Genomic DNA, 19,152 nt, shown 5'->3' with positions numbered 1-19,152 from the left:
TATAAAAAAACCCGCGCAGTGCACGGGCTTTTAGAGTTTAACTGATATTGATTCAGACACTCACAACCCGCACGCATTATACGTCAGCAGTAAACTTGGCAGGAGTGCAGTTAGAAAGGTCATCAATTCACCCAAAATATGATAGTGGCATGAATAATTACGGTTTTTAAATTGTGCGTCAAGTGCTTATTACCATAACCGAGATAATGCACGCAGTGTTTATCGCCTTTAGATCTTCATCTTGATATTCACAGCTTGAACATCTCAATACCTGCTGATTTTTGTATCTTGAATGATAACAGGTATAACATTTTATTCTGGTCAATAAAGTCGTATTATCGAATACATTGAACAAAGAGGAAAAATAATGAGTGAATTTAAAAAACCATCACAAGATGAATTGAAACAACAATTAAGTGATCTGCAATACCAAGTGACGCAACAGGAGGGCACTGAGCCTCCTTTTAATAATTTATATTGGGACAATACCGCACAAGGTATTTATGTGGATATTGTATCGGGCGAACCTTTATTCAGCTCACTAGATAAATTCGATGCACACTGTGGATGGCCAAGTTTTACACAACCGATTGCTGATACAGACCTAGCTGAAAAAGTAGATAACAAATTATTTTCACAACGCACTGAAATTAGAAGTGTGGCAGCTGATTCACACCTAGGGCATGTGTTCGACGATGGCCCTGCTCCAACAGGTTTACGTTATTGTATTAATTCTGCTTCATTACGCTTTATTGAAAAAGAAAAAATGGCCGAGGAAGGTTACGCTGATTTATTAACGTTATTTCCAGCGTAAATCATACAAAGTAAAGGTTTTCGACTGTTATAACGTTGGTACTGAATGCCGAGTTTTTCGGGTAGTGTTGCCGCTTCCAACGTTTGAAACCCAAGTCGTTGATAAAATATCTGCAAATGTGGATAGGGAAAACAGTAAATAGTCTGCATTTGAGCGCTAAGCAATTGGGTTAGTAAGTTACTTGCCAAACCTTGTCCTCTTAGTGCAGGTAAACAAGCCACACCGGTTAAGAGTGTTGCACCTTGTACCGTTTTTAGCCGTGCTGCACACAGTATTTGTTGATTTTTTATAACAAATACTTGTTCACTTTTATTCGCAAGCCCTTTTTTATAGACTTGCTTATAAAATTGATTGACCAAAGGTATTTGGTGTTTCTGTAATTGACAAAATTGCAGTGAGTTAAGGTCCATCTAAATCCCGAGTGACTTGTTTCAAGTGATTGATAAGGTAAACTATCTCACCGTGGCCTATTTAATTTTTATAATAACGATAAAAAGTGACGATAAAAAGAGATCATAAATAGGGGCGACTATATTAATGCCATAAGGGATTATCATGATTGAAAAAAACAGCTCACTCAAGGCTTTTAACAGCTTTTCAATTGATGCTCATGCGCATCTTCTTTTTCGTTTTCAACAGCTTTCGCAATTACCCGAATTATTAGCATTGATCAAAGAAATGCGTGCTAATGAGAAGCCTATCTTAGTATTAGGTGGAGGGAGTAATACTTTATTCTGTGACGATTTCAGCGGATTAGTGATAAAAGTAGAATTAATGGGCGTGGCTCATAGTGCAGATCAAACTCATCATCTACTCAACGTGAGTGCAGGTGAAGATTGGCATCAACTTGTTGAAAGTACCATCGAACAAGGTATTTATGGCTTAGAAAATCTGGCATTAATACCGGGAGTCGTGGGCGCAGCGCCAGTACAAAACATTGGCGCTTACGGTGTTGAGCTTAAAGATTTCTGTGTCAGTGTTGATTATATTGACCTCATTGACGGCAGTCTCAACACACTCTCCAATGAACAGTGCTTATTCACCTATCGCGATAGTATTTTCAAAGGGGAGTTAAAAGATCGCGCTTTAATTACGTCAGTATCTTTAAAATTGCCTAAGCAATGGAAAGCACATTGTCGTTATGGTTTGTTGCAAGGCCTCAATGAAACTGAAGAGTCAGTAAGCGCAAAACAGATATTTGATAGTGTCTGCCATATCCGTAGCGAAAAATTACCTGATCCTAAAATATTAGGTAATGCCGGTAGCTTCTTTAAAAACCCAATTGTCAGTGAACATTTAAGCCAACAGCTTTTATCCCATCATTCAGATATGCCACATTATCCACAACCCGATGGCAGCGTTAAATTAGCGGCAGGTTGGTTAATAGATCAATGTGGTTTAAAAGGTAAAAAAGTAGGTGGCGCAGCAGTACATCTACAGCAGGCTCTGGTGCTTATTAATGACAATGGAAAAGCAACGGCAGAGGATGTGATTGAATTAGCATGGTTTGTCAGAGAGCAAGTATTACAAAAATTTGCGGTGCTATTAGAGCATGAAGTGCGCTTCATTGATGCCGTAGGTGAAACATCGCTACAACAGGTGATCCAAAATGTCTGAATTAAATGAGCAAGGTAACAAGTTATTAACGCTATTAGCTGACGGTGAATTTCATTCCGGTGAAAAAATCGGTGAGCTATTAGGGGTATCAAGAACCTCGGTTAATAACTATATCAAAGCCTTGCAAGAGATTGGGTTAGATATTTATAAGGTCACTGGAAAAGGTTATTGCAGTGCCACCCGCTTAGCATTATTGGACGAACAATCTATTAAGCTTGTGAGTGGCTCAGAGAATGTACATGTAGAGCAAATTCTGGAGTCAACTAACCAATACTTATTAGATAAAATTCCCTCGCTTAATAACGGCCAAACCTGTATCGCAGAATATCAAACAGCTGGACGAGGACGACGAGGAAGAGAGTGGATCTCACCATTTGCTTCTCACCTCTACTTCTCAATGTATTGGCGGTTAGATGCAGGAATAGACAAAGCCTCCGGTTTAAGTTTACTGGTCGGTATTGCCACCGTTAACGCATTGGAAAAGCTAGGAATTCACGGCGTAGGGTTAAAGTGGCCTAACGATCTTTATTATCAAGGTAAAAAGCTTGCGGGTATTTTAATCGAACTCAACGCGCAGGCCTCTGATGTTTGCCATACCGTGATTGGTATTGGTATTAATGTGAGAATGCCAGCTGAGCAAGGTAAATTGATTGATCAACCTTGGATTGATTTAAATAACATCAGCACCCAACCGGTTGACCGTAACAAACTGTCAGGGTTATTAATTAAAGAGTTGCATACGCTATTGCATGCCTATGAAGAAACAGGACTAGCTCCATTTTTAGCGCGTTGGTTTGAATTGGACTGCTTTATTAACCAACAAGTAAATTTGCTGGTGGCTGATAAGGTGCAAAAAGGCATTTGCAGAGGAATTAATGATCAAGGTGCTTTGTTATTGGCAATAGATGAACAAGTGAAAGCGTATATTGGTGGAGAAATTTCGTTACGCTTGGCGAATAATTAGGCTAAATGTTAGAAATTGATTTTTTTTTAAGCAAACAATCAAAAAACTCCAATTTTTTACTAAGAAACACTTGCAAGGTGTGCTCAAGTTCTTTAATATTCGCGGCACTTAGACAGCGCCGACTTAGCTCAGTAGGTAGAGCAACTGACTTGTAATCAGTAGGTCACCAGTTCGACTCCGGTAGTCGGCACCATCTAAGTACTGGAGGGGTTCCCGAGTGGCCAAAGGGAACAGATTGTAAATCTGTCGCGAAAGCTTCGGTGGTTCGAATCCACCTCCCTCCACCATATTTTTATCTCACTTGTCACAGTGAGTAAGTAGATAACAATGCACAGCATTGTTTTTTGCTTGGTAGCTTTTGCTACTAGATGCAGTTTGCGGGCATCGTATAATGGCTATTACTCCAGCCTTCCAAGCTGATAATGCGGGTTCGATTCCCGCTGCCCGCTCCAAGTTTTATCTACATAAAATCAACCTCTTACGGTTGATTTTTTCGTTTATGGACCCTGATAAAATCAGATGAGGGACCAAAAGTCGCCCATTTGTAGTCCAAACCTATTTTTACTTCTATTCAAGTTTAATTTCTCTTATTCGTCATGAACTTCAAGCAACTCTCCAACAGTACAATCCAAATATTTACATAACAACTCTAACGTTTCAAAATCGATACGATTATTTGTCTCATGAAATAGTCGTGTAACAGTACTTCTATTAATCCCTGTATCTCTCACTACATCAGCTATTTTTAACTTCTTTGCTCCTAGGAGTGTTGATAAATGGCATTTGATCATTTTAAATCACCTTAAATGTTTCTCTAAAGATACAAAATAGTGTTGACAAGAGCTATTTTGTGCCTTATTGTATCTCTAAAGCATCATTTTGGTGCTAATAAGAGGAGTAATATTATGGAACAGACATATCTTACTACAGAAGAATTATCTTCGAAAATAAAATATGACCCACGTACGATTCGTGAACAATTGAAGGATTCAGTTCTTTTTGAAGGAGTTCATTATATTCGCCCTTTTGGGGGACGAAAAATTTTGTTCATTTGGGAACGAGTAGAGAAAGAAATGCTTGAGGGCATTTCAAATAATTCGTTAGTAATTTTATAAGAGGTATTTATGGGATCTATAAATGCAAAAAGCAAAAAGTTATATATTGACTTCAGAGCTCAAGGGAATCGTTATCGTGAGTATACAAAGTTAACAGATACGCCAGCAAATAGAAAACGCTTAGAGAAATTACTAAAAGTTATTGAAGCTGAAATTATGTTGGATCAGTTTGATTACGTTAAGTACTTTCCAAATTCAAAGAAAGCGATTCAATTTGCAGAGCTTCAACAACGTAAACAAATAGCTTCACATCATTTCAGTAGTGCAAATGCACCAACCGTAAAAGAGTTTTCTGAAATATGGTTTAGTGAAAAAGTGATAGAGTGGCGTAAAAGTCATAAACAATCGATTGAAGGTATTTTAGATTCTCATATTCTCCCTGCATTTGGGAAAATGAAGATCAGCGCCATCAAAAAACAAGACATCTTAACGTTTCGAGCTGCTCTCGCCAAAGTCCAGACTCGAACAAAGAAAACACTATCCGCCTCTCGTATCAATCATATTATGACACCACTAAGAATGATGCTTAACGAAGCCGCTGATCGATATGAGTTTACGACACCTTGGAAAAATATAAAAGCGTTAAAAGTTCCAAGAACAGAAGTTGACCCATTTTCACTTGAAGAGGTTGAGCGACTTATCAATACCGCTCCTGATGATTTTAAGCCTTATTACACAGTGCGTTTCTTTACCGGTTTACGTACGGGTGAAATTGATGGCTTATATTGGGATAGAGTTGATTTAGATAAGAAGCAAATCTATATCGATCAAAGTTTGGTCAAAGGTGAAATGACTGATGTAAAAACGGATGGCTCTAATCGCGTTATTAAACTAACTGATCGCGTTGTCTCTGCTCTGAAAGTACAAATGAAGTCTACTAAACATAAAAGTAAATTTGTTTTTTGTAAAGCAGATGGTAAAGCATTTAATTATCAAACGATAAGCCGTGTTATTTGGGAACCAATGCTTCAACGCTTGAACTTGAAATACCGAAATCCGTACCAAACACGCCATACCTTTGCGACCTTATTACTTGCAGCAGGTGAGTCTCCAGAGTGGATTGCACAACAAATGGGGCACAGCACCACAACTATGCTTTTCCGCGTGTACTCGCGCTATGTCCCTAACTTAACGCGTCAAGATGGTAGTGCGTTCGATCGTTACATCGAAACTCAAGGAGAAGCTGATGCTTAGTGTCCAAGATCATCCTATTGTGAGGCAGATAGATAATGAGATTTCACAACGTGAAGCGTGTTTGTCTGAGTTGCAAGTGCAAAGGATTAAATTAACCAAAGCGTTATTAAAATCAACCTATGAAGTTGCCCAGGTTCTTTGTCAAAATTTAAACATCCAACAAAAAGAAAGAGCCGTTGCGTTGCTCTGTGGTTATGAATATCTCACCAATATACAAGTTATCGAACAGTGGTTACTTGAGCAATTGGTGGAATTAAATCAATGTGAATTTTGTTGCCCAATAAGTGAATTACAGAATCGACTATTGATGCGACTTAATCGTATGCAGCAAGATTTATATTTATATTAATAACCAATAAAGCGGTGCATTTAGCACCGTTTGTTGTTGATTATATTGTTGAGGTGAACATGAAAGAAAGTATTAGTTTAGAGGTTGTTGAGAGTATTGTAGAAAAAATGATTAAGAAAGTATTCCTGCCATTATTTAATGATATTGATGTCAGTGAAAGAAGAGTTAAGCAAGAATTGCTATATCGGCAATCTTTTGTTTTTGACACAGGAGAATGGCCTCAGCATATTAAATCTGTGAGTGAATCAGTTAAAGCCCAGTTAAACGCATTAACAGGTCACCATTTAATAAAATTATGGGACACATCTATTGATGCGACATTTTTAAATATCTGTGAACAAGCTTGTGTTGAAGATTGGAAAGTACTTAATTTAATACTGACAGATAAAATTTTAGAGGATGATGGTTTAAGTGGTAGCGAATATCGAAAAATAAAAAAACTGCCCGATTTCTCACCTTTGCATTACTATAAATTTAAAATTAAGTGCACATTTTGTGATAATAATTGGGTTCACAAATCATTAGGAAAGACGAATCCTAATGCCGCTTTTATTGCGAGCCAATGTCCGACATGCGGTAATAATGGAAAATCCTTACCTAAAAGTGCTCGTGAAGTATTTTCTGATGCAATGTTGTCGAACATGATTAAAGAATTGAATAAAAGTCTATCAGAATTACAATTCAACTTGCCTTGTGGCTCTCATGAGACACCCGATAAATTTATTCAATATGATAATTTTATAAAGCATCATTCTCAGATACCACCCGAGTTGCACGATATTATTTTTAAATTGCAAAAATTGTATAAAAATAAGCAACGAAATTATCTCACCATTAATGAGTTTCCTCTGGAAGAGGCGCACCCACTATGTGAAAAATATATCCATGCTTTACAAAAATGTGGCGTTATCGATATCGTAAAAACGATAGATTGGAATAGAACAGTAATAGGTATAGCTTCAAGCTGGTTTGTTCATTGTTATGCAACCAATCGTCGTGGGTCTAGTTCTCATGTCACTTATTTTACTGCAGAAGAGATCCCCAAGTTAGACAATAATATGGATTGGGAGGATTGGAGAGTTGAAACGATCATTAAAGGGCATAATCCCGAAATCAGTATAAAGAATATTTATGTTCTCAATAAACATTTTATGGAAGCAGTGATTAAAAAAGAAGTGCCCAAAGAAATAACACTTGCTTCAGAAAAAAGTAGTATCCAAAGCGTCATCAGTGATGAAAGACGAGTTATTGTGGTTACAACAAGTCATCATTCGGATGGTTTTATCGACTTTATTGAACGCTTACGCATAGAGCAAACTTGTTTAAAAGTCTTTCTAGGGAGAGAGGCTTCAAACCACAATGCTTTAAGCCAGTATCTTGCAAATATAGATTTTCATGATCAAGATATTGTCGCTATTGTAAGAGGTGGGGGAGACTTAAGTCATAAGACATTTACTGCCTTTAACTCAGCTGATGCTAAGACGTATATTTCTAGGTTAACTGAGAAGGGAATAATCGTAGTAACTGGCCTAGGACATTCGACTAATACTTTAAGTATTGATGAGGCGGCAAATTATTCTGAGTCTACGCCAACCAAAGCTGCAGAGCGTGTTAATAAGTTGGTTAATGTGAGGAGTGATTTTCCAGCTGTAGCTAGCTAAGTCAATCTAGCGATAAATTTGTAAATATATAAGGCTAAAAAGAGCGTATTGCACTTTAGTAAAATTAGCTTTCGTAGGTGCTTTAGAGACAAAATATTCCTTGTGTATTGGCTAAATGGTGAGTAAAGCCACTATGTTTGTTGTTTTGTTTGATTAGAGATCAAATAAAACTCAGAGTTTTTTGATGGTAAGTCATAAAGGAGCATTTTTCTCCATCATCTATCTCTGAAAGTGGCACATATCGAGATCGGAAGCATCATCATTTACAATCTGATATGTGAAGTTAATATTACTTTTTAGCGATATATTTACTCACTAATAATTTAATGGAATTAATTTGAGGTATGTGATGAAGGAATTAAAGCAGATAGATGTTTTAGATAAAGCGTTCAACAATGCATGGTTGACCTTAGTTCAAGATCCATCAAAAAAAGAAATCCCAATAATTTTTGACTCACAGAAAATGCGTTTATATTTTATTGAAATATATAAACAGTTATACGCAAAATCAGGTGGTGATAAGAGTTTTATGATCCACTGGTTTAATGATCTAAATAAAGCTTTTAATTGCACTCCAATTGATGCATGCAAAACTGAAGCAGGATTACTGACAGTAAAAAAATACTTTGAATCAAATCGGTAAAATAAGAAAAATACTTAACTAACTTTATCTGCTACTTCACATATCGGGCATTGTGACTTAGCCATCTAGGGCGCTTCGGGGGAGTTTGAGACTTGGTGTTCTGGGGCAGAAAGGGGCATATATGGACGCCCCGGTTATTGCAAGTTTTAATGAAGATACAGTCTGCTGTCATATATCCGACGTCTTGGTAGGTTATCAATAACCTGCGCCATGATGTAATCCGAATCCTGTCTCCTAATCACAAAGTCGACATTTAAATGCCAAGCCCCAAAGCAGGTTTTTACAGGAACGGTTGACCGTTTTTCATCAAGCATTGCAAACTTAAACTAGGGTGTAAACTTTTATCACTTAAAACCTATCTGCTTAACTACGCAGTTTTAAATGCACAATTCGCTTTAAATTCATCATTCGTCGTAACGATTACCCAAGCAATACGCGTTAACTTGTTTGCTAGAGCTACAATTGCTTTTGTTTTACCGCTTCTCAATGCAAGAGCATTGAACCATCGGCTGAGTGCATCCGTTCGTTCAGGTGTATATTTAGAGACAGATCTTGCTCCATGGATGAGTAATGCCCTTAGTTCGTTGTTGCCATTTTTGGTTATCTTTCCAAGTTTGGTTTTACCACCAGAACTAAACTGTCTAGGGACTAAACCACACCATGCAGATAATTGTCTGCCATTTGAGAACTGTTTTCCTGAACCAACCTGACTTAAAAACGCTGCGGTTACAATTGGACCAAACCCAGGAATAGCTAATAAAGCTTGATAGCGTGGTTGTTGTTTGCAAAGTGCTTCAAGATCTAAAGTTAATGACTTTATTTCATCGGTAAGTGTGTTAATTTCAGTAAGTAAGCCATGAAGCATTCTTCTCATTACTATAGATAATTCATTATCAGGATCTTCTAAAGCAATAGGTACTTGTTCCCTCAAGCATTTAAAACTTTTAGCTATTATGACGCCATATTCACTGGCTAAGCCTTTTAATTGATTTGCAGCTGCTAGTCGTTGTTCTACTCTTCGTTGCCTGATACACCTTATTGATTTAATGTCTTGTAACTCAATTGTTTTAGTTGGGACACCATGCACATCAGGCCTAAATGCTGACTCACATATTGCACGGGCATCATTTGCATCATTTTTTTGATGGCCAACAAATGGTTTTACATGTTGAGGAGGAATGAGTTTGATTTCAAAACCCATTTTAGCAAATGTACGAGCCCAATAGTTTGAACTGCCACATGCCTCCATTGCGATTAATGTCCCTTCAGGAAACTGACGGACGACATCTAATAGACGAGTTCTGGTCACTTTCTTATTGGAGTGGATCTTATTTTCATCAGTAAGAACGCAGACCTGAAAATAATGCTTTGCTAAATCAATACCAACCACTTTAATATTCATGCGATGCTCCTTTGATTAAACGAACTAATCTAATTATGGCAAATGTGACGCCATTAGCTACTAGGGAGGGGCGTCCATCACATCACTTAGAGCCTTAGGTAATTATTTTAGATGCAACCTTAATAGAATATTCAGACTAAGAGTCTAATGTACATTATTTTGTTTCAATGGTGATCAAATGGACATTCAAAAAATTATTGATATTGCGCGTCAACTTCAAGAAGCACTGCCGTTTGACTGGGATGGCATTACATCAAAAGAACAATACGAAGAAGCTATAGCCCTAACTGATAAATTGACAGACTCTCATGATGACAATAATTCAATCCTATACGAAGTATTGTGGCCAGCAATCTCTAGGTATGAAGATTCAGCTCTTGAATTTACTGAGCTCAACAAGAGTTTAATTAAATTGGATGACGATGAATCAGAACGATATGCTAAAGTTTTAATTTCTGCGGTTCAATTCTTTGAAAATGAGAAAGAGGCTTTGATATGGTTAAAAACGCCAGTAAAGGCTTTAGGAGGCAGGTTACCTATTGATATGCTATCAAATGATAAAGATGCTGAGATCGTTTTGAATGTCATTGGCAGACTTGAGCAAGGTATTTTTAACTAAACGGTTCAGTTTACTCTGCTGTAATACAAACGACTATCTCAACTTTTTTTGATTATAAGAAGTTACGATGACTTTACTTATCCAGACTTCTATCTCACTTCAATTAGCTTTCTAAGGCGCAAAGGGGCTTATGTTCTTTTAACTATTGATACTAGTTTTGAGCAGGTGAAAGTAGTTAGTTTACGTGATTATTTCTAGCTATAAAACAACAAAGTCGCTGATATCATCGGCTTTGTTGTGTCCATCGGTGGGCTACCTAGTTTTTTCAAACCATAAATCTATGTCAATGCTAGGCATTTCGGCCGAAATGTCTAAAGCAAATTTATTAATAATCAAGTCACTCATAATTTTTATTTTGGTGAGCTGATCTTCTATCTCTAAGGGGGCTTTAGCGAATTGGCTTTCTGAGGCGCAATGGGCACAAACCGCCCTAGGATTTATCTGCTATTTTAAAATATGTAACGTCAGCTGTTCCGACAGGCCGTGTAAAAACTATTGATCACCTTTTGGTCTAAGCACGAGGTACTTATGATCAAACAATCTTAGCCAGCGATCCAACTTCGAGGCCAATTTTAGTATAATAATGTGGTAAGCCAAACCAGAGGAAATCTGATATGTCTCACCATATTAAAGGTCAACCAAGACACCAATCGACACTCTTCCCAGAAGCAATAGATGACTTTGTTACCCAAGATAATTCAGTTCGAGTAATCGATACGTTTGTCGACCATCTTGATTTACTCACGCTGGGTTTTGATAGCGTTAACCCAAAGCGAACCGGCCGACCAGGCTACCATCCTGCCACCATGTTGAAACTCTATATTTACGGTTACTTAAATCGTATTCAATCATCTCGCCACTTAGAAAAAGAAAGCCATCGCAACGTTGAATTGATGTGGTTGCTTGAACGTTTAAGACCTGACTTTAAAACCATCGCCAACTTTAGGAAAGATAATGGCAAGGGGCTTAAAAATGTCTGCCGCCAGTTTGTTGAGTTATGTCGTCAACTCAACATGTTTGAGGATTCAGTGTTCGCTATCGATGGCAGTAAATTTAAGGCCGTTAATAATAAATCTAAAAATTATACACCCACCAAAGTTCAAGCGCATATCGAGCGAATAGAAAAGAGTATTCAACAATACTTAAACCAAATGGATACAAAAGATGGGGATGAGAAGGATATCGGTACGACGGTATCACCTTCGAAATTAGCATGGCTTGAGGCGCGTTTAATAGAACTTAAAGCAATTGAAAAAGAAGTGAATGAACACTCAGACAAGCAAGTATCACAAACCGACCCTGATGCAAGGTTAATGAAAACGCAAAGTTGGGAAAGGCAGGTATGTTATAACGTACAAAGCGCGGTAGATAGTAAGCATCACTTGATTGTTGAACACGATGTTACTATGACAACAGATAGAGGACAGCTTACCTTAGTGGCAGAGCAAGTCCAAAAAACATTAGGCAAACAAGACATCACCATCATCGCCGACAAGGGCTACTTTAGTCGCAACGATATTAAAGCCACACAAGACTTAGGCATGACAGCAAATGTGCCACAAACTGATACCTCTGGCTCAGAAAAGAAAGGCATATTCAATAAGTCGCTGTTTAAATACGATAAAGACAAAGACCTTTATATTTGCCCCGCGGGTGAGGAATTATCGCATCGACGTAACGTAACTGAACGCGGTCTTGAGCAAAAGGTGTACGTTAATTTTTATGCTTGCCGAGATTGTAATATCAGAGACAAATGCACGAAATCAGCGAAAGAGGCAAGGAAAATGAGACGCTGGATTCACGAAGAAGAGATAGATGCGATGCAACAGCGGCTCGATGACAATCCCGAGATATCGGTGCTAAGAAGACAAACCGTGGAGCATCCGTTTGGTACGATTAAGATGTGGATGGGCGCGACGCACTTCTTAATGAAGCGCAAAAAGAATGTGAGTATCGAAATGAGCCTGCATGTGCTGGCTTACAACATGAAACGAATGATGAACATAATGGGAACGACTGGGTTAATGGCAGCCATCAGGCAATAAGGAGGCATATATCCTAAACTCGAGCTATAAAATAGCCTCAAAACGTCACGTTCATCATTATTGGCTGACTATAACAGTGCAAAAAGGGTATACCGCGCTAATGATAATAATTAAGGACAAAGTTGATTTGGAACGTTGAGCCTCACACACAACAAAGGTTGACGGTTGAATTCCGAGTTTTTACACGGCCTGCCGACATAGCGGACATTACTGTTAAGTCGCTTTCGCCCACATTAGCGAGCCAGCGATTAGCAACCATAGTCATTTGTTAAGTTTTGGTGCACCAAAATCAATGAGCACACTATATTTACCATCAATCTTATGAACTACTCCACCTCTACGTTTTGTGGAAAGAGCTTCAAGAACTCGTTCTATCTCTAATATTTTTTCTGGATTTGGTTTATAAAACGTCTTTTTAAGTTTATCCAGAATAATTATTATCCCTATTCTTGCAGAAATAATTATCATGAGCCCAAAAAATTATTTAGTTCATTTATTAGGGCTTTCTTCAAACCTAATACTACTCAACATAAGAAAAGTGGCATTAGTTTATACTGAAAAGTAAATACCTGTGTATGAAAATCAGGATTTGAGATTATTGCAATCGTTAGTTAATGCTTTTACAGTATCAAATGGAGGAATTAAAATTCTCCATAAATTTGGTTTAATTTTCTTGTTTTTATTTTTTTTTAACCACCGATAGTTCTGAAAGAGAGTCTGATAATAGATCGAACACAGCACGGATACGCTTACTACTCTTGAGTTGTTTATGAGCAACTAACCAGATCGGGAAAATAATTACTTTAGAATCAGAGAGTACACGTTCTACTAGTGGCTCTCTGTCTCCAACTGCCTCTATCATCATTCCAAGTGTTATACCTAGTTTCGTATTCTCCCACTGAACCAAGTGGTTTTCAGAAACTACTGAAAAATTATTTGGTGTAACGGATAGACCGAGATCACTTAGAGAGATTATCGATTCATCGCACCTATTAAAACCTGAAAACTCAGCTTTGTTGAGTTTGGCAACGGTAATAGGGCGACCTAATTTGTCGAGGTATTCTTTAGAACCATAAAGGCGAGCTGCCACATCACAGACTTTTTTTGCAACAAGATCAGGATGAGTAGGTTGGATGTTTCTAATGGCAATATCCGCTTCTCTTTGACCTAAGTTGCTAAGCTCGTTTGACGCAATAACATTAATTTTAATACCTGGATAAGAAACTCGTAATTTTTTAATTATCGGTGGCAAACAAAGTACCGCTATTGAATCAATCGCAGATATGCAAACTTCTCCGTCCAGCTCCTGAGATTGACCGCTTACTGCTATTGATACTCTAGAAGCCGCTTCTGACATCTGGCGAACATAATCAACTAACTCGAGCCCAATCTGGGTCAATACTAGCTGCTTGCCAACCCTGTCAAATAGAATGACATCTAATTCTTTTTCTAAAGCTGCAACTTGACGACCCACTGTCGGTTGTGCAATTCCGAGTGCGCGACCTGCCGCCGAAAGAGATCCCTCTTCTGCCGTTACTAAGAAGGCCATTGCATAATTCCAATCGAATTTTATTGAACTCCAGCTCATGCGTATTTGTATATTCTATAGGCGCTTTAAGTATATTGACCATACTTTTTAGCATGATATTGTTGTTGTTTCAATAGTCTGTAGGTAGATAAATCATGTTGGATATTTCATTATTAATGGCGATGCATATGCTAATAGGTTCAGTTGTCGTATTTAGCGGAGCTATTGCACTTTTGCTAAGTAAGGGATCTTCTTTACATAAATTAGCGGGACGATTTTTCGTCAGTTCTATCATCTTAATGGGGACTGTTATTGTTGCTGAAGCCTGGTATTCACCTGGGAGTATATCTCCATTAGGAATTCTTTTTGTGTTCTTTATGGTCTATTTGGTTGTAACGGCTTGGTCCACTATTCATCGTTCTGAAGCTACTGTTGGTACTATAGATATTCTAGCGCCTGTGGTCGCATTGTGCATTTCGATTGCCGGTCTTATTATGAGGGGAAATGTGGTTAATATACAGAGTCAAGCAGAAAGCTTACCTCCAAATGATGCTTATTTTTTCTTTTCTGCTCTAGCATTTATGTCTATGATTCTTGATGTTAACAACCTTAAAAAAGGCGGTGTTCAGGGAAAACATAGAATTATCAGACATATTTGGAGAATGAGCTGCTGCCTATTTTTTGCTATCTCGAGCCTTTTTACTGGTCCAGGCTCCATCATTTTTCCGGAGTCGGCCCGAGGAAATTATCTTTTATCCATTCCTCAATTACTAGTTGTTATCTTTGCTATTTATTGGATTTCTCGTTTATTATTTTTAAAAAATTATCGGAAAAATATAACCATAATACATAAATAATAAAATTCCATTAACGTCTAAAATAAGAGGAAATATCATGAAAATAGTTCTGTTGTTGTGTTTGAGCTTTCTAATATTAGGGTGCAGTAATATAGTGATGAGTGGTGCTATCGTTGAAGCTCAAAATGCTTTTAATATGAATAAATATAATAAAGCAATTGAAAATATCGATATTGCAGAATCCTTTGGTGATCTATCAGAAGCAAATGTCGTAAAACTACAATATTTACGAGCCCAGTCATTGGATGCTCTAGGACGGCAGGAAGAAGCAACTCTAATATATGAGTATTTAGTTGATCAATACCCTAGAAGCGCTTATGCGAGATCATCTCTACAGAGGCTTAATGCTCCGAGAATATTTTTTAAGTATTGATATTCACAGCTATACGAGGGGGATACTGTCAAGTTAAGGCAACTTTCAAAAACATGCGATAATCGAGGCATGAAAAATTCCAATATCTATGCAGGTTATCGTTATCCTGCTCAAATCATCAGCCACACAGTTTGGCTTTATCATCGTTTTACACTCAGCTTTCGTGATATCGAAGAGTTACTTGCAGCTAGAAGAATTGTTGTCAGTTATTAAACGATTCGTCAGTGGTGTAAAAAATATGGTTCGACTTACTGTAATCAGATAAAAAAGAACCGCGGTCAGCTTGGTGATACTTGGTACCTGGATGAGGTTTTTATTAAAATAAATGGAGTATTACATTACCTGTGGCGAGCAGTGGATCAAGACGGTGATGAAATAGATATTTTAGTACAAAAGCGCAAGGATAAAAGGGCTGCCATGCGTTTCTTTAAACGATTATTAAAAGGGCAAGGAGTGATGCCGTTGAAAATTGTGACAGATAAATTGGCAAGCTACTCTGTAGCAAAAAAGAATTAATCCCAACCGTAGAACACTCAACCGTTCAATATGAAAATAATGGATGTGAGTTATCACATCAGCCTACTCGGCAACAGGAAAGGCAAATGCGGAGGTTTAAATCCCAAGGACAAGCACAACGTTTTTTGAGTTGCCATGGTGTGGTAAATAATCTGTTTCGTTTTGGGCGTCATCTAATGCAAGCTAAGCACTACCGTGAATTTCGTGATCGCGCCTTTTTTGAATGGAATAGGGCTAGTTGTGTCCAAAATTTAGATTAAGGGCTGTTTTTTTTGCTTTTAATCATCCCGTTTGGGTAAGTTGACAATGCCCTGCTCGGCAACAGGAAAGGCAAATGCGGAGATTCAAATCCCATGGACAAGCACAACGTTTTTTGAGTTGCCATGGCGTGATTAATAACTTGTTTCGACCTGGTCGTCATTTAATACAAGCGAAACATTATCGTATTTTCCGCGATCGCTCCTTTGCCGAATGGTGTAGGGTTAGTTGTATCCAAAATTTAGTTTAGAGCTAATTTTATTGGATTTGTTTGGTTAAACTCGATAAGTTGACAGTATCGGCCAGTGCAATACTTTACAGTGTTGTCATGACTTGTCGTGCTCATGACATTAACCCGTACTTTTATTTCCAGAAGTTGTTCGAAGAATTGCCTAACCGCGCAAAACATGCTGATTTAAGTGATTTGTTACCATGGCATGCTCAGTTTAAACCTTGATATAGTTGGTCGCACTGCTTAACTGCGCGCTTACAAATAAATCGTGATAAACCTCATGTTTGTTAGTAAGCAATAGTATTTATTTGCTAAATAAATGGACAATCCTGCTACTGAAAATGTTAATTAATATTTCCATGTTATGTTTAGATTGTTAACAAAAAAACTACTTAGTTTAACAATAAATGGAGAATGGAATGATGAAATTAAATAAAAATGCAAGTCGTACACTAAGGAAAGTATTTGCTCCAAGTTTACTGCTTTTATCGCTATCTTGTTTTTCTGCTACTACCTTTGCTGAAACTTACGGTTTTTCGCAACTAGGCTCTGAAAGTGGCTGGAGAACATCTGAAACTGATTCAATCAAGAAAGAAGCAAAAAAACAAGGAATTACTTTAAAGTTTTCTGATGCTCAACAAAAACAAGAAAACCAAATTAAAGCAGTTCGTTCTTATATTGCTCAAGGTGTAGATGGAATATTGATTGCTCCAGTTGTTGAAACCGGTTGGGATCAAGTTTTAAAAGAAGCTAAACGTGCAGCTATTCCTGTTGTATTAATCGATAGGGGAGTTGATTCAGATCCATCTTTATATCTAACTAAGATTGCTTCTGACTTTACAGAAGAAGGTTCATTAGCTGCTGCATGGTTAGCAGCAGAAACAAATGGTAACTGTAAGATTGTTGAGCTTCAAGGAACTGTTGGTTCTTCTGCTGCTATCGACAGGAAAACTGGTTTTGAAAGCATTATCGCCTCATTCCCTAATATGAGCATTGCACGTTCACAGTCTGGTGATTTCACGCGTAAAGGTGGTAAAGAAGTAATGGAAAGCTTTATCAAAGCAGAACAAGGCGGTGATATATGTGCTGTATACGCTCATAATGATGATATGGCATTAGGTGCTATTCTTGCGATTAAAGAAGCTGGTCTAAAACCAAGTGAAGATATCATTGTTGTTTCTATCGATGGTGTTCCAGATATCTTTAAAGCGATGGTTGACGGTGAAGCAAATGCAACAATCGAGCTTAACCCTCATTTAGGTGCACCAGCATTTGAAGCTATTCGTCAGTCTAAAGCTGGTAAAGATGTTCCAAAATGGATAAAAGCTAACGGTCCACTATTCTTACCTGCAACAGCTGCTGAAGAATATAAAAACAGAAAATAGAACCATATAACGTCAAAGTAAATAAGCGTCTTTATTTCTAAGGCGCTTCCTAGCTATATAGGACTATCTTCATGGCCAATAATGATACAAGTAAAGAAAACCTATTGAGTATTAAAGATATCTCAATCGATTTTGCAGGCATCAAAGCATTGGATTCAGTGTCAATTCAGGTTAAGCATGGGGAGATTCATGCCCTACTTGGTGAAAATGGTGCTGGTAAATCTACATTAATCAAAGTCTTAACAGGTGTATACGCAAAAAATTCTGGGCAAATATATTTGAATGGAAGTGAGATCTCTCCACAAAATGTCGGCGAGTCACAAAAATCAGGGATTAGCACTGTTTTTCAAGAAGTAAACCTTGTTCCCACTATGACAGTGACTGAAAACCTAACCTTGCTAACTCAAGATAGAAAGTTGGGATTTATAAACTGGAAGCATGAGAATCTCAAGGCTGTTGAAATGCTTAGGAGGGTTGGACTAGACATCGACCCATCGCATTTACTGAGCCGATATTCAGTTGCTATCCAACAAATGATCGCGATTGCGCGCGCATTAGCATTCGAAACCAAATTATTAATTTTAGATGAGCCAACGGCGAGTTTAGATAAAGAAGAAATTGTGCGTTTATTTAAGCTCATGTTGCAATTAAAAAGCCAAGGAATAGGCATCATTTTTGTGACGCACTTTTTGGATCAAGTCTATGAAGTTACAGATAGAATTAGTGTGTTGAGAAATGGTTGCCACGTGGGATCTTTTGATACAGCTGATTTACCCCGTGGTGATTTAATTAAGTGTATGGTGGGCCATGCAATTTCTGAGAGTGATGATAAAAAAGTAGTTAATTTAGATCTTCCTGAATTCATCCGTGTAGAAGGCTTGAGCCGTAAGGGGGCAACTTTACCTGTCGATTTTGATATTCGCCGAGGTCAGGTTGTTACCTTAGCTGGATTACTGGGCTCTGGCCGTACCGAACTGGCTGAGCTGGTGTTTGGTGCTGTTGCTTATGACGCAGGCAATATCTGTGTTAATAAACGTATCGAAAAGATACATACGCCTAAACAGGCAATTGAGTTAGATTTTGGTTTTTGTCCGGAAGACAGGAAGAAATCAGGCATTATTTCAGAGCTTAGTGTAAGAGAAAATATTATTATTGCACTGCAGTCTCGCAGAGGATGGCTCCGCAAGATCCCATTCCAGCAGCAGAAAATATTTGCTGATGATATGGTGAAAAGTTTGCGTATCGCAACAACAGATATCGAAAAGCCAGTTGGTCAGTTAAGTGGTGGTAACCAGCAAAAAGTAATTTTGGCTCGTTGGTTAGTGACCAACCCTGATTTACTGATCCTTGATGAACCGACTCGTGGTATTGATGTTGGCGCACATCATGAGATTATTCAGCTGATTCGTAAATTATGTGAGGATGGAATGAGTATGTTGGTAGTGTCCTCTGAATTAGAAGAACTGGTTGTTTTCGCTGATAAAGTATTAGTAATGAGAGATCATAAGGTGATTGCGGAACTAAGTGGCAAGCAAATAAATCAAACGACGATTATTGATGAAATTGCCAAATAAGTAAAT

At 37.9% G+C, this 19,152-nt stretch carries 19 protein-coding genes, 3 tRNA genes and 3 pseudogenes; 21 read left to right on the top strand and 4 right to left on the bottom strand.

Annotated elements, in window-relative coordinates:
- Nucleotides 1-376: 376 nt before the first annotated feature.
- Nucleotides 377-814, top strand: a pseudogene (msrB, locus tag MT390_RS02440) (peptide-methionine (R)-S-oxide reductase MsrB); the annotation flags it as partial.
- Here the strand turns inward: msrB and MT390_RS02435 are convergent.
- Nucleotides 781-1,224, bottom strand: coding sequence for a GNAT family N-acetyltransferase (locus tag MT390_RS02435; RefSeq protein ID WP_499439405.1), 444 nt, complete (start codon nt 1,222-1,224; stop codon nt 781-783). The pseudogene msrB and the gene MT390_RS02435 sit on opposite strands and share 34 nt — an antisense overlap.
- Before the next feature lie 142 nt (nt 1,225-1,366).
- On the opposite strand from MT390_RS02435, the gene murB reads away from it, so the two are divergent.
- The 5 genes from murB to MT390_RS02410 all read left to right on the top strand — a co-directional run bounded on the left by murB (nt 1,367) and on the right by MT390_RS02410 (nt 3,847).
- Nucleotides 1,367-2,431, top strand: a complete 1,065-nt coding sequence (gene murB, locus MT390_RS02430; RefSeq protein WP_499439502.1) for a UDP-N-acetylmuramate dehydrogenase — start codon at nt 1,367-1,369, stop codon at nt 2,429-2,431.
- On the top strand, nt 2,424-3,395 hold the full coding sequence (gene birA / locus MT390_RS02425; protein ID WP_499439404.1) for a bifunctional biotin--[acetyl-CoA-carboxylase] ligase/biotin operon repressor BirA: 972 nt from the start codon (nt 2,424-2,426) through the stop codon (nt 3,393-3,395). Before murB ends, birA begins: the two co-directional genes overlap by 8 nt.
- A gap of 117 nt (nt 3,396-3,512) precedes the next feature.
- Nucleotides 3,513-3,588 (top strand) — tRNA-Thr (locus MT390_RS02420).
- Nucleotides 3,589-3,598: 10 nt separating this feature from the next.
- Nucleotides 3,599-3,682: transfer RNA gene (locus tag MT390_RS02415), tRNA-Tyr, on the top strand.
- 90 nt (nt 3,683-3,772) lie between these two features.
- Nucleotides 3,773-3,847: transfer RNA gene (locus MT390_RS02410), tRNA-Gly, on the top strand.
- Nucleotides 3,848-3,982: 135 nt separating this feature from the next.
- Here MT390_RS02410 and MT390_RS02405 read toward each other — a convergent pair.
- Nucleotides 3,983-4,186, bottom strand: a complete 204-nt coding sequence (locus tag MT390_RS02405) for a helix-turn-helix domain-containing protein (RefSeq protein ID WP_499439403.1) — start codon at nt 4,184-4,186, stop codon at nt 3,983-3,985.
- 114 nt (nt 4,187-4,300) lie between these two features.
- On the opposite strand from MT390_RS02405, the gene MT390_RS02400 reads away from it, so the two are divergent.
- From MT390_RS02400 to MT390_RS02380, 5 genes are all read left to right on the top strand, one after another.
- Complete coding sequence (locus MT390_RS02400) at nt 4,301-4,510, top strand: hypothetical protein (protein WP_499439401.1); 210 nt, start codon at nt 4,301-4,303, stop codon at nt 4,508-4,510.
- Between the two features lie 9 nt (nt 4,511-4,519).
- Nucleotides 4,520-5,704 (top strand): tyrosine-type recombinase/integrase, encoded by a 1,185-nt coding sequence (locus MT390_RS02395; protein WP_499439399.1) that lies wholly within the window; start codon nt 4,520-4,522, stop codon nt 5,702-5,704.
- Nucleotides 5,697-6,053, top strand: a complete 357-nt coding sequence (locus MT390_RS02390; protein ID WP_499439397.1) for a hypothetical protein — start codon at nt 5,697-5,699, stop codon at nt 6,051-6,053. Before MT390_RS02395 ends, MT390_RS02390 begins: the two co-directional genes overlap by 8 nt.
- 59 nt (nt 6,054-6,112) lie before the next feature.
- Nucleotides 6,113-7,714 (top strand): exodeoxyribonuclease VII large subunit, encoded by a 1,602-nt coding sequence (locus MT390_RS02385; protein WP_499439396.1) that lies wholly within the window; start codon nt 6,113-6,115, stop codon nt 7,712-7,714.
- A gap of 349 nt (nt 7,715-8,063) precedes the next feature.
- Nucleotides 8,064-8,357, top strand: a complete 294-nt coding sequence (locus MT390_RS02380; RefSeq protein WP_499439394.1) for an antitoxin Xre/MbcA/ParS toxin-binding domain-containing protein — start codon at nt 8,064-8,066, stop codon at nt 8,355-8,357.
- A 367-nt stretch (nt 8,358-8,724) separates the two neighbouring features.
- On the opposite strand, the gene MT390_RS02375 is transcribed toward MT390_RS02380, so the two are convergent.
- Complete coding sequence (locus tag MT390_RS02375) at nt 8,725-9,759, bottom strand: IS110 family RNA-guided transposase (RefSeq protein WP_499439393.1); 1,035 nt, start codon at nt 9,757-9,759, stop codon at nt 8,725-8,727.
- Between the two features lie 178 nt (nt 9,760-9,937).
- Here MT390_RS02375 and MT390_RS02370 point away from each other — a divergent pair, with 178 nt between their 5' ends.
- Together MT390_RS02370 and MT390_RS02365 are read left to right on the top strand one after the other, a co-directional pair.
- Nucleotides 9,938-10,378 carry an antitoxin Xre/MbcA/ParS toxin-binding domain-containing protein gene (locus MT390_RS02370; protein ID WP_499439392.1) on the top strand — a complete coding sequence of 147 codons (441 nt, stop codon included), beginning with the start codon at nt 9,938-9,940 and terminating at the stop codon, nt 10,376-10,378.
- A 614-nt stretch (nt 10,379-10,992) separates the two neighbouring features.
- Nucleotides 10,993-12,423, top strand: coding sequence for an IS1182 family transposase (locus MT390_RS02365; RefSeq protein ID WP_499439390.1), 1,431 nt, complete (start codon nt 10,993-10,995; stop codon nt 12,421-12,423).
- A gap of 679 nt (nt 12,424-13,102) precedes the next feature.
- Here MT390_RS02365 and MT390_RS02360 read toward each other — a convergent pair.
- Nucleotides 13,103-13,972, bottom strand: a complete 870-nt coding sequence (locus MT390_RS02360; protein WP_499439389.1) for a LysR family transcriptional regulator — start codon at nt 13,970-13,972, stop codon at nt 13,103-13,105.
- A 134-nt stretch (nt 13,973-14,106) separates the two neighbouring features.
- On the opposite strand from MT390_RS02360, the gene MT390_RS02355 reads away from it, so the two are divergent.
- The 8 genes and pseudogenes from MT390_RS02355 (at nt 14,107) to MT390_RS02320 (ending at nt 19,146) form a co-directional block, all read left to right on the top strand.
- On the top strand, nt 14,107-14,808 hold the full coding sequence (locus tag MT390_RS02355; RefSeq protein WP_499439388.1) for a DUF2306 domain-containing protein: 702 nt from the start codon (nt 14,107-14,109) through the stop codon (nt 14,806-14,808).
- A 37-nt stretch (nt 14,809-14,845) separates the two neighbouring features.
- Complete coding sequence (locus MT390_RS02350; protein ID WP_499439386.1) at nt 14,846-15,181, top strand: tetratricopeptide repeat protein; 336 nt, start codon at nt 14,846-14,848, stop codon at nt 15,179-15,181.
- Nucleotides 15,182-15,250: 69 nt separating this feature from the next.
- Nucleotides 15,251-15,394 carry a hypothetical protein gene (locus tag MT390_RS02345; RefSeq protein WP_499439384.1) on the top strand — a complete coding sequence of 48 codons (144 nt, stop codon included), beginning with the start codon at nt 15,251-15,253 and terminating at the stop codon, nt 15,392-15,394.
- Between the two features lie 3 nt (nt 15,395-15,397).
- Nucleotides 15,398-15,957, top strand: a pseudogene (locus MT390_RS02340) (IS6 family transposase).
- Nucleotides 15,958-16,031: 74 nt separating this feature from the next.
- Nucleotides 16,032-16,205 (top strand): hypothetical protein, encoded by a 174-nt coding sequence (locus MT390_RS02335; protein WP_499439383.1) that lies wholly within the window; start codon nt 16,032-16,034, stop codon nt 16,203-16,205.
- 51 nt (nt 16,206-16,256) lie between these two features.
- Nucleotides 16,257-16,412, top strand: a pseudogene (locus tag MT390_RS02330) (transposase domain-containing protein); the annotation flags it as partial.
- A gap of 194 nt (nt 16,413-16,606) precedes the next feature.
- The gene (locus tag MT390_RS02325; RefSeq protein WP_499439381.1) at nt 16,607-17,572 is read left to right on the top strand and encodes an ABC transporter substrate-binding protein; all 966 of its coding nucleotides are present in this window, start codon (nt 16,607-16,609) and stop codon (nt 17,570-17,572) included.
- A gap of 71 nt (nt 17,573-17,643) precedes the next feature.
- Entirely contained in the window at nt 17,644-19,146 is a 1,503-nt protein-coding gene (locus MT390_RS02320; protein ID WP_499439379.1) for a sugar ABC transporter ATP-binding protein, read from the top strand.
- Nucleotides 19,147-19,152: the final 6 nt, after the last annotated feature.

This window comes from Vibrio sp. 2-Bac 85 (assembly GCF_037546705.1).
In the GTDB taxonomy this organism is placed as follows: domain Bacteria; phylum Pseudomonadota; class Gammaproteobacteria; order Enterobacterales; family Psychromonadaceae; genus Psychromonas.
Note: the sequence above shows the minus strand (reverse complement) of the source record. Positions and strands in the feature narration are given on the sequence as shown.

Excerpts from the sequence above, each read along its gene's own strand:
- MT390_RS02435 (WP_499439405.1), bottom strand. The coding sequence starts at position 1,224 with ATGGACCTTAACTCACTGCAATTTTGTCAATTACAGAAACACCAAATA.
- birA (WP_499439404.1), top strand. The coding sequence starts at position 2,424 with ATGTCTGAATTAAATGAGCAAGGTAACAAGTTATTAACGCTATTAGCT.
- MT390_RS02405 (WP_499439403.1), bottom strand. The coding sequence starts at position 4,186 with ATGATCAAATGCCATTTATCAACACTCCTAGGAGCAAAGAAGTTAAAA.
- MT390_RS02400 (WP_499439401.1), top strand. The coding sequence starts at position 4,301 with ATGGAACAGACATATCTTACTACAGAAGAATTATCTTCGAAAATAAAA.
- MT390_RS02395 (WP_499439399.1), top strand. The coding sequence starts at position 4,520 with ATGGGATCTATAAATGCAAAAAGCAAAAAGTTATATATTGACTTCAGA.
- MT390_RS02390 (WP_499439397.1), top strand. The coding sequence starts at position 5,697 with ATGCTTAGTGTCCAAGATCATCCTATTGTGAGGCAGATAGATAATGAG.
- MT390_RS02385 (WP_499439396.1), top strand. The coding sequence starts at position 6,113 with ATGAAAGAAAGTATTAGTTTAGAGGTTGTTGAGAGTATTGTAGAAAAA.
- MT390_RS02380 (WP_499439394.1), top strand. The coding sequence starts at position 8,064 with ATGAAGGAATTAAAGCAGATAGATGTTTTAGATAAAGCGTTCAACAAT.
- MT390_RS02375 (WP_499439393.1), bottom strand. The coding sequence starts at position 9,759 with ATGAATATTAAAGTGGTTGGTATTGATTTAGCAAAGCATTATTTTCAG.
- MT390_RS02370 (WP_499439392.1), top strand. The coding sequence starts at position 9,938 with ATGGACATTCAAAAAATTATTGATATTGCGCGTCAACTTCAAGAAGCA.
- MT390_RS02365 (WP_499439390.1), top strand. The coding sequence starts at position 10,993 with ATGTCTCACCATATTAAAGGTCAACCAAGACACCAATCGACACTCTTC.
- MT390_RS02360 (WP_499439389.1), bottom strand. The coding sequence starts at position 13,972 with ATGGCCTTCTTAGTAACGGCAGAAGAGGGATCTCTTTCGGCGGCAGGT.
- MT390_RS02355 (WP_499439388.1), top strand. The coding sequence starts at position 14,107 with ATGTTGGATATTTCATTATTAATGGCGATGCATATGCTAATAGGTTCA.
- MT390_RS02350 (WP_499439386.1), top strand. The coding sequence starts at position 14,846 with ATGAAAATAGTTCTGTTGTTGTGTTTGAGCTTTCTAATATTAGGGTGC.
- MT390_RS02345 (WP_499439384.1), top strand. The coding sequence starts at position 15,251 with ATGAAAAATTCCAATATCTATGCAGGTTATCGTTATCCTGCTCAAATC.
- MT390_RS02335 (WP_499439383.1), top strand. The coding sequence starts at position 16,032 with ATGCGGAGATTCAAATCCCATGGACAAGCACAACGTTTTTTGAGTTGC.
- MT390_RS02325 (WP_499439381.1), top strand. The coding sequence starts at position 16,607 with ATGATGAAATTAAATAAAAATGCAAGTCGTACACTAAGGAAAGTATTT.
- MT390_RS02320 (WP_499439379.1), top strand. The coding sequence starts at position 17,644 with ATGGCCAATAATGATACAAGTAAAGAAAACCTATTGAGTATTAAAGAT.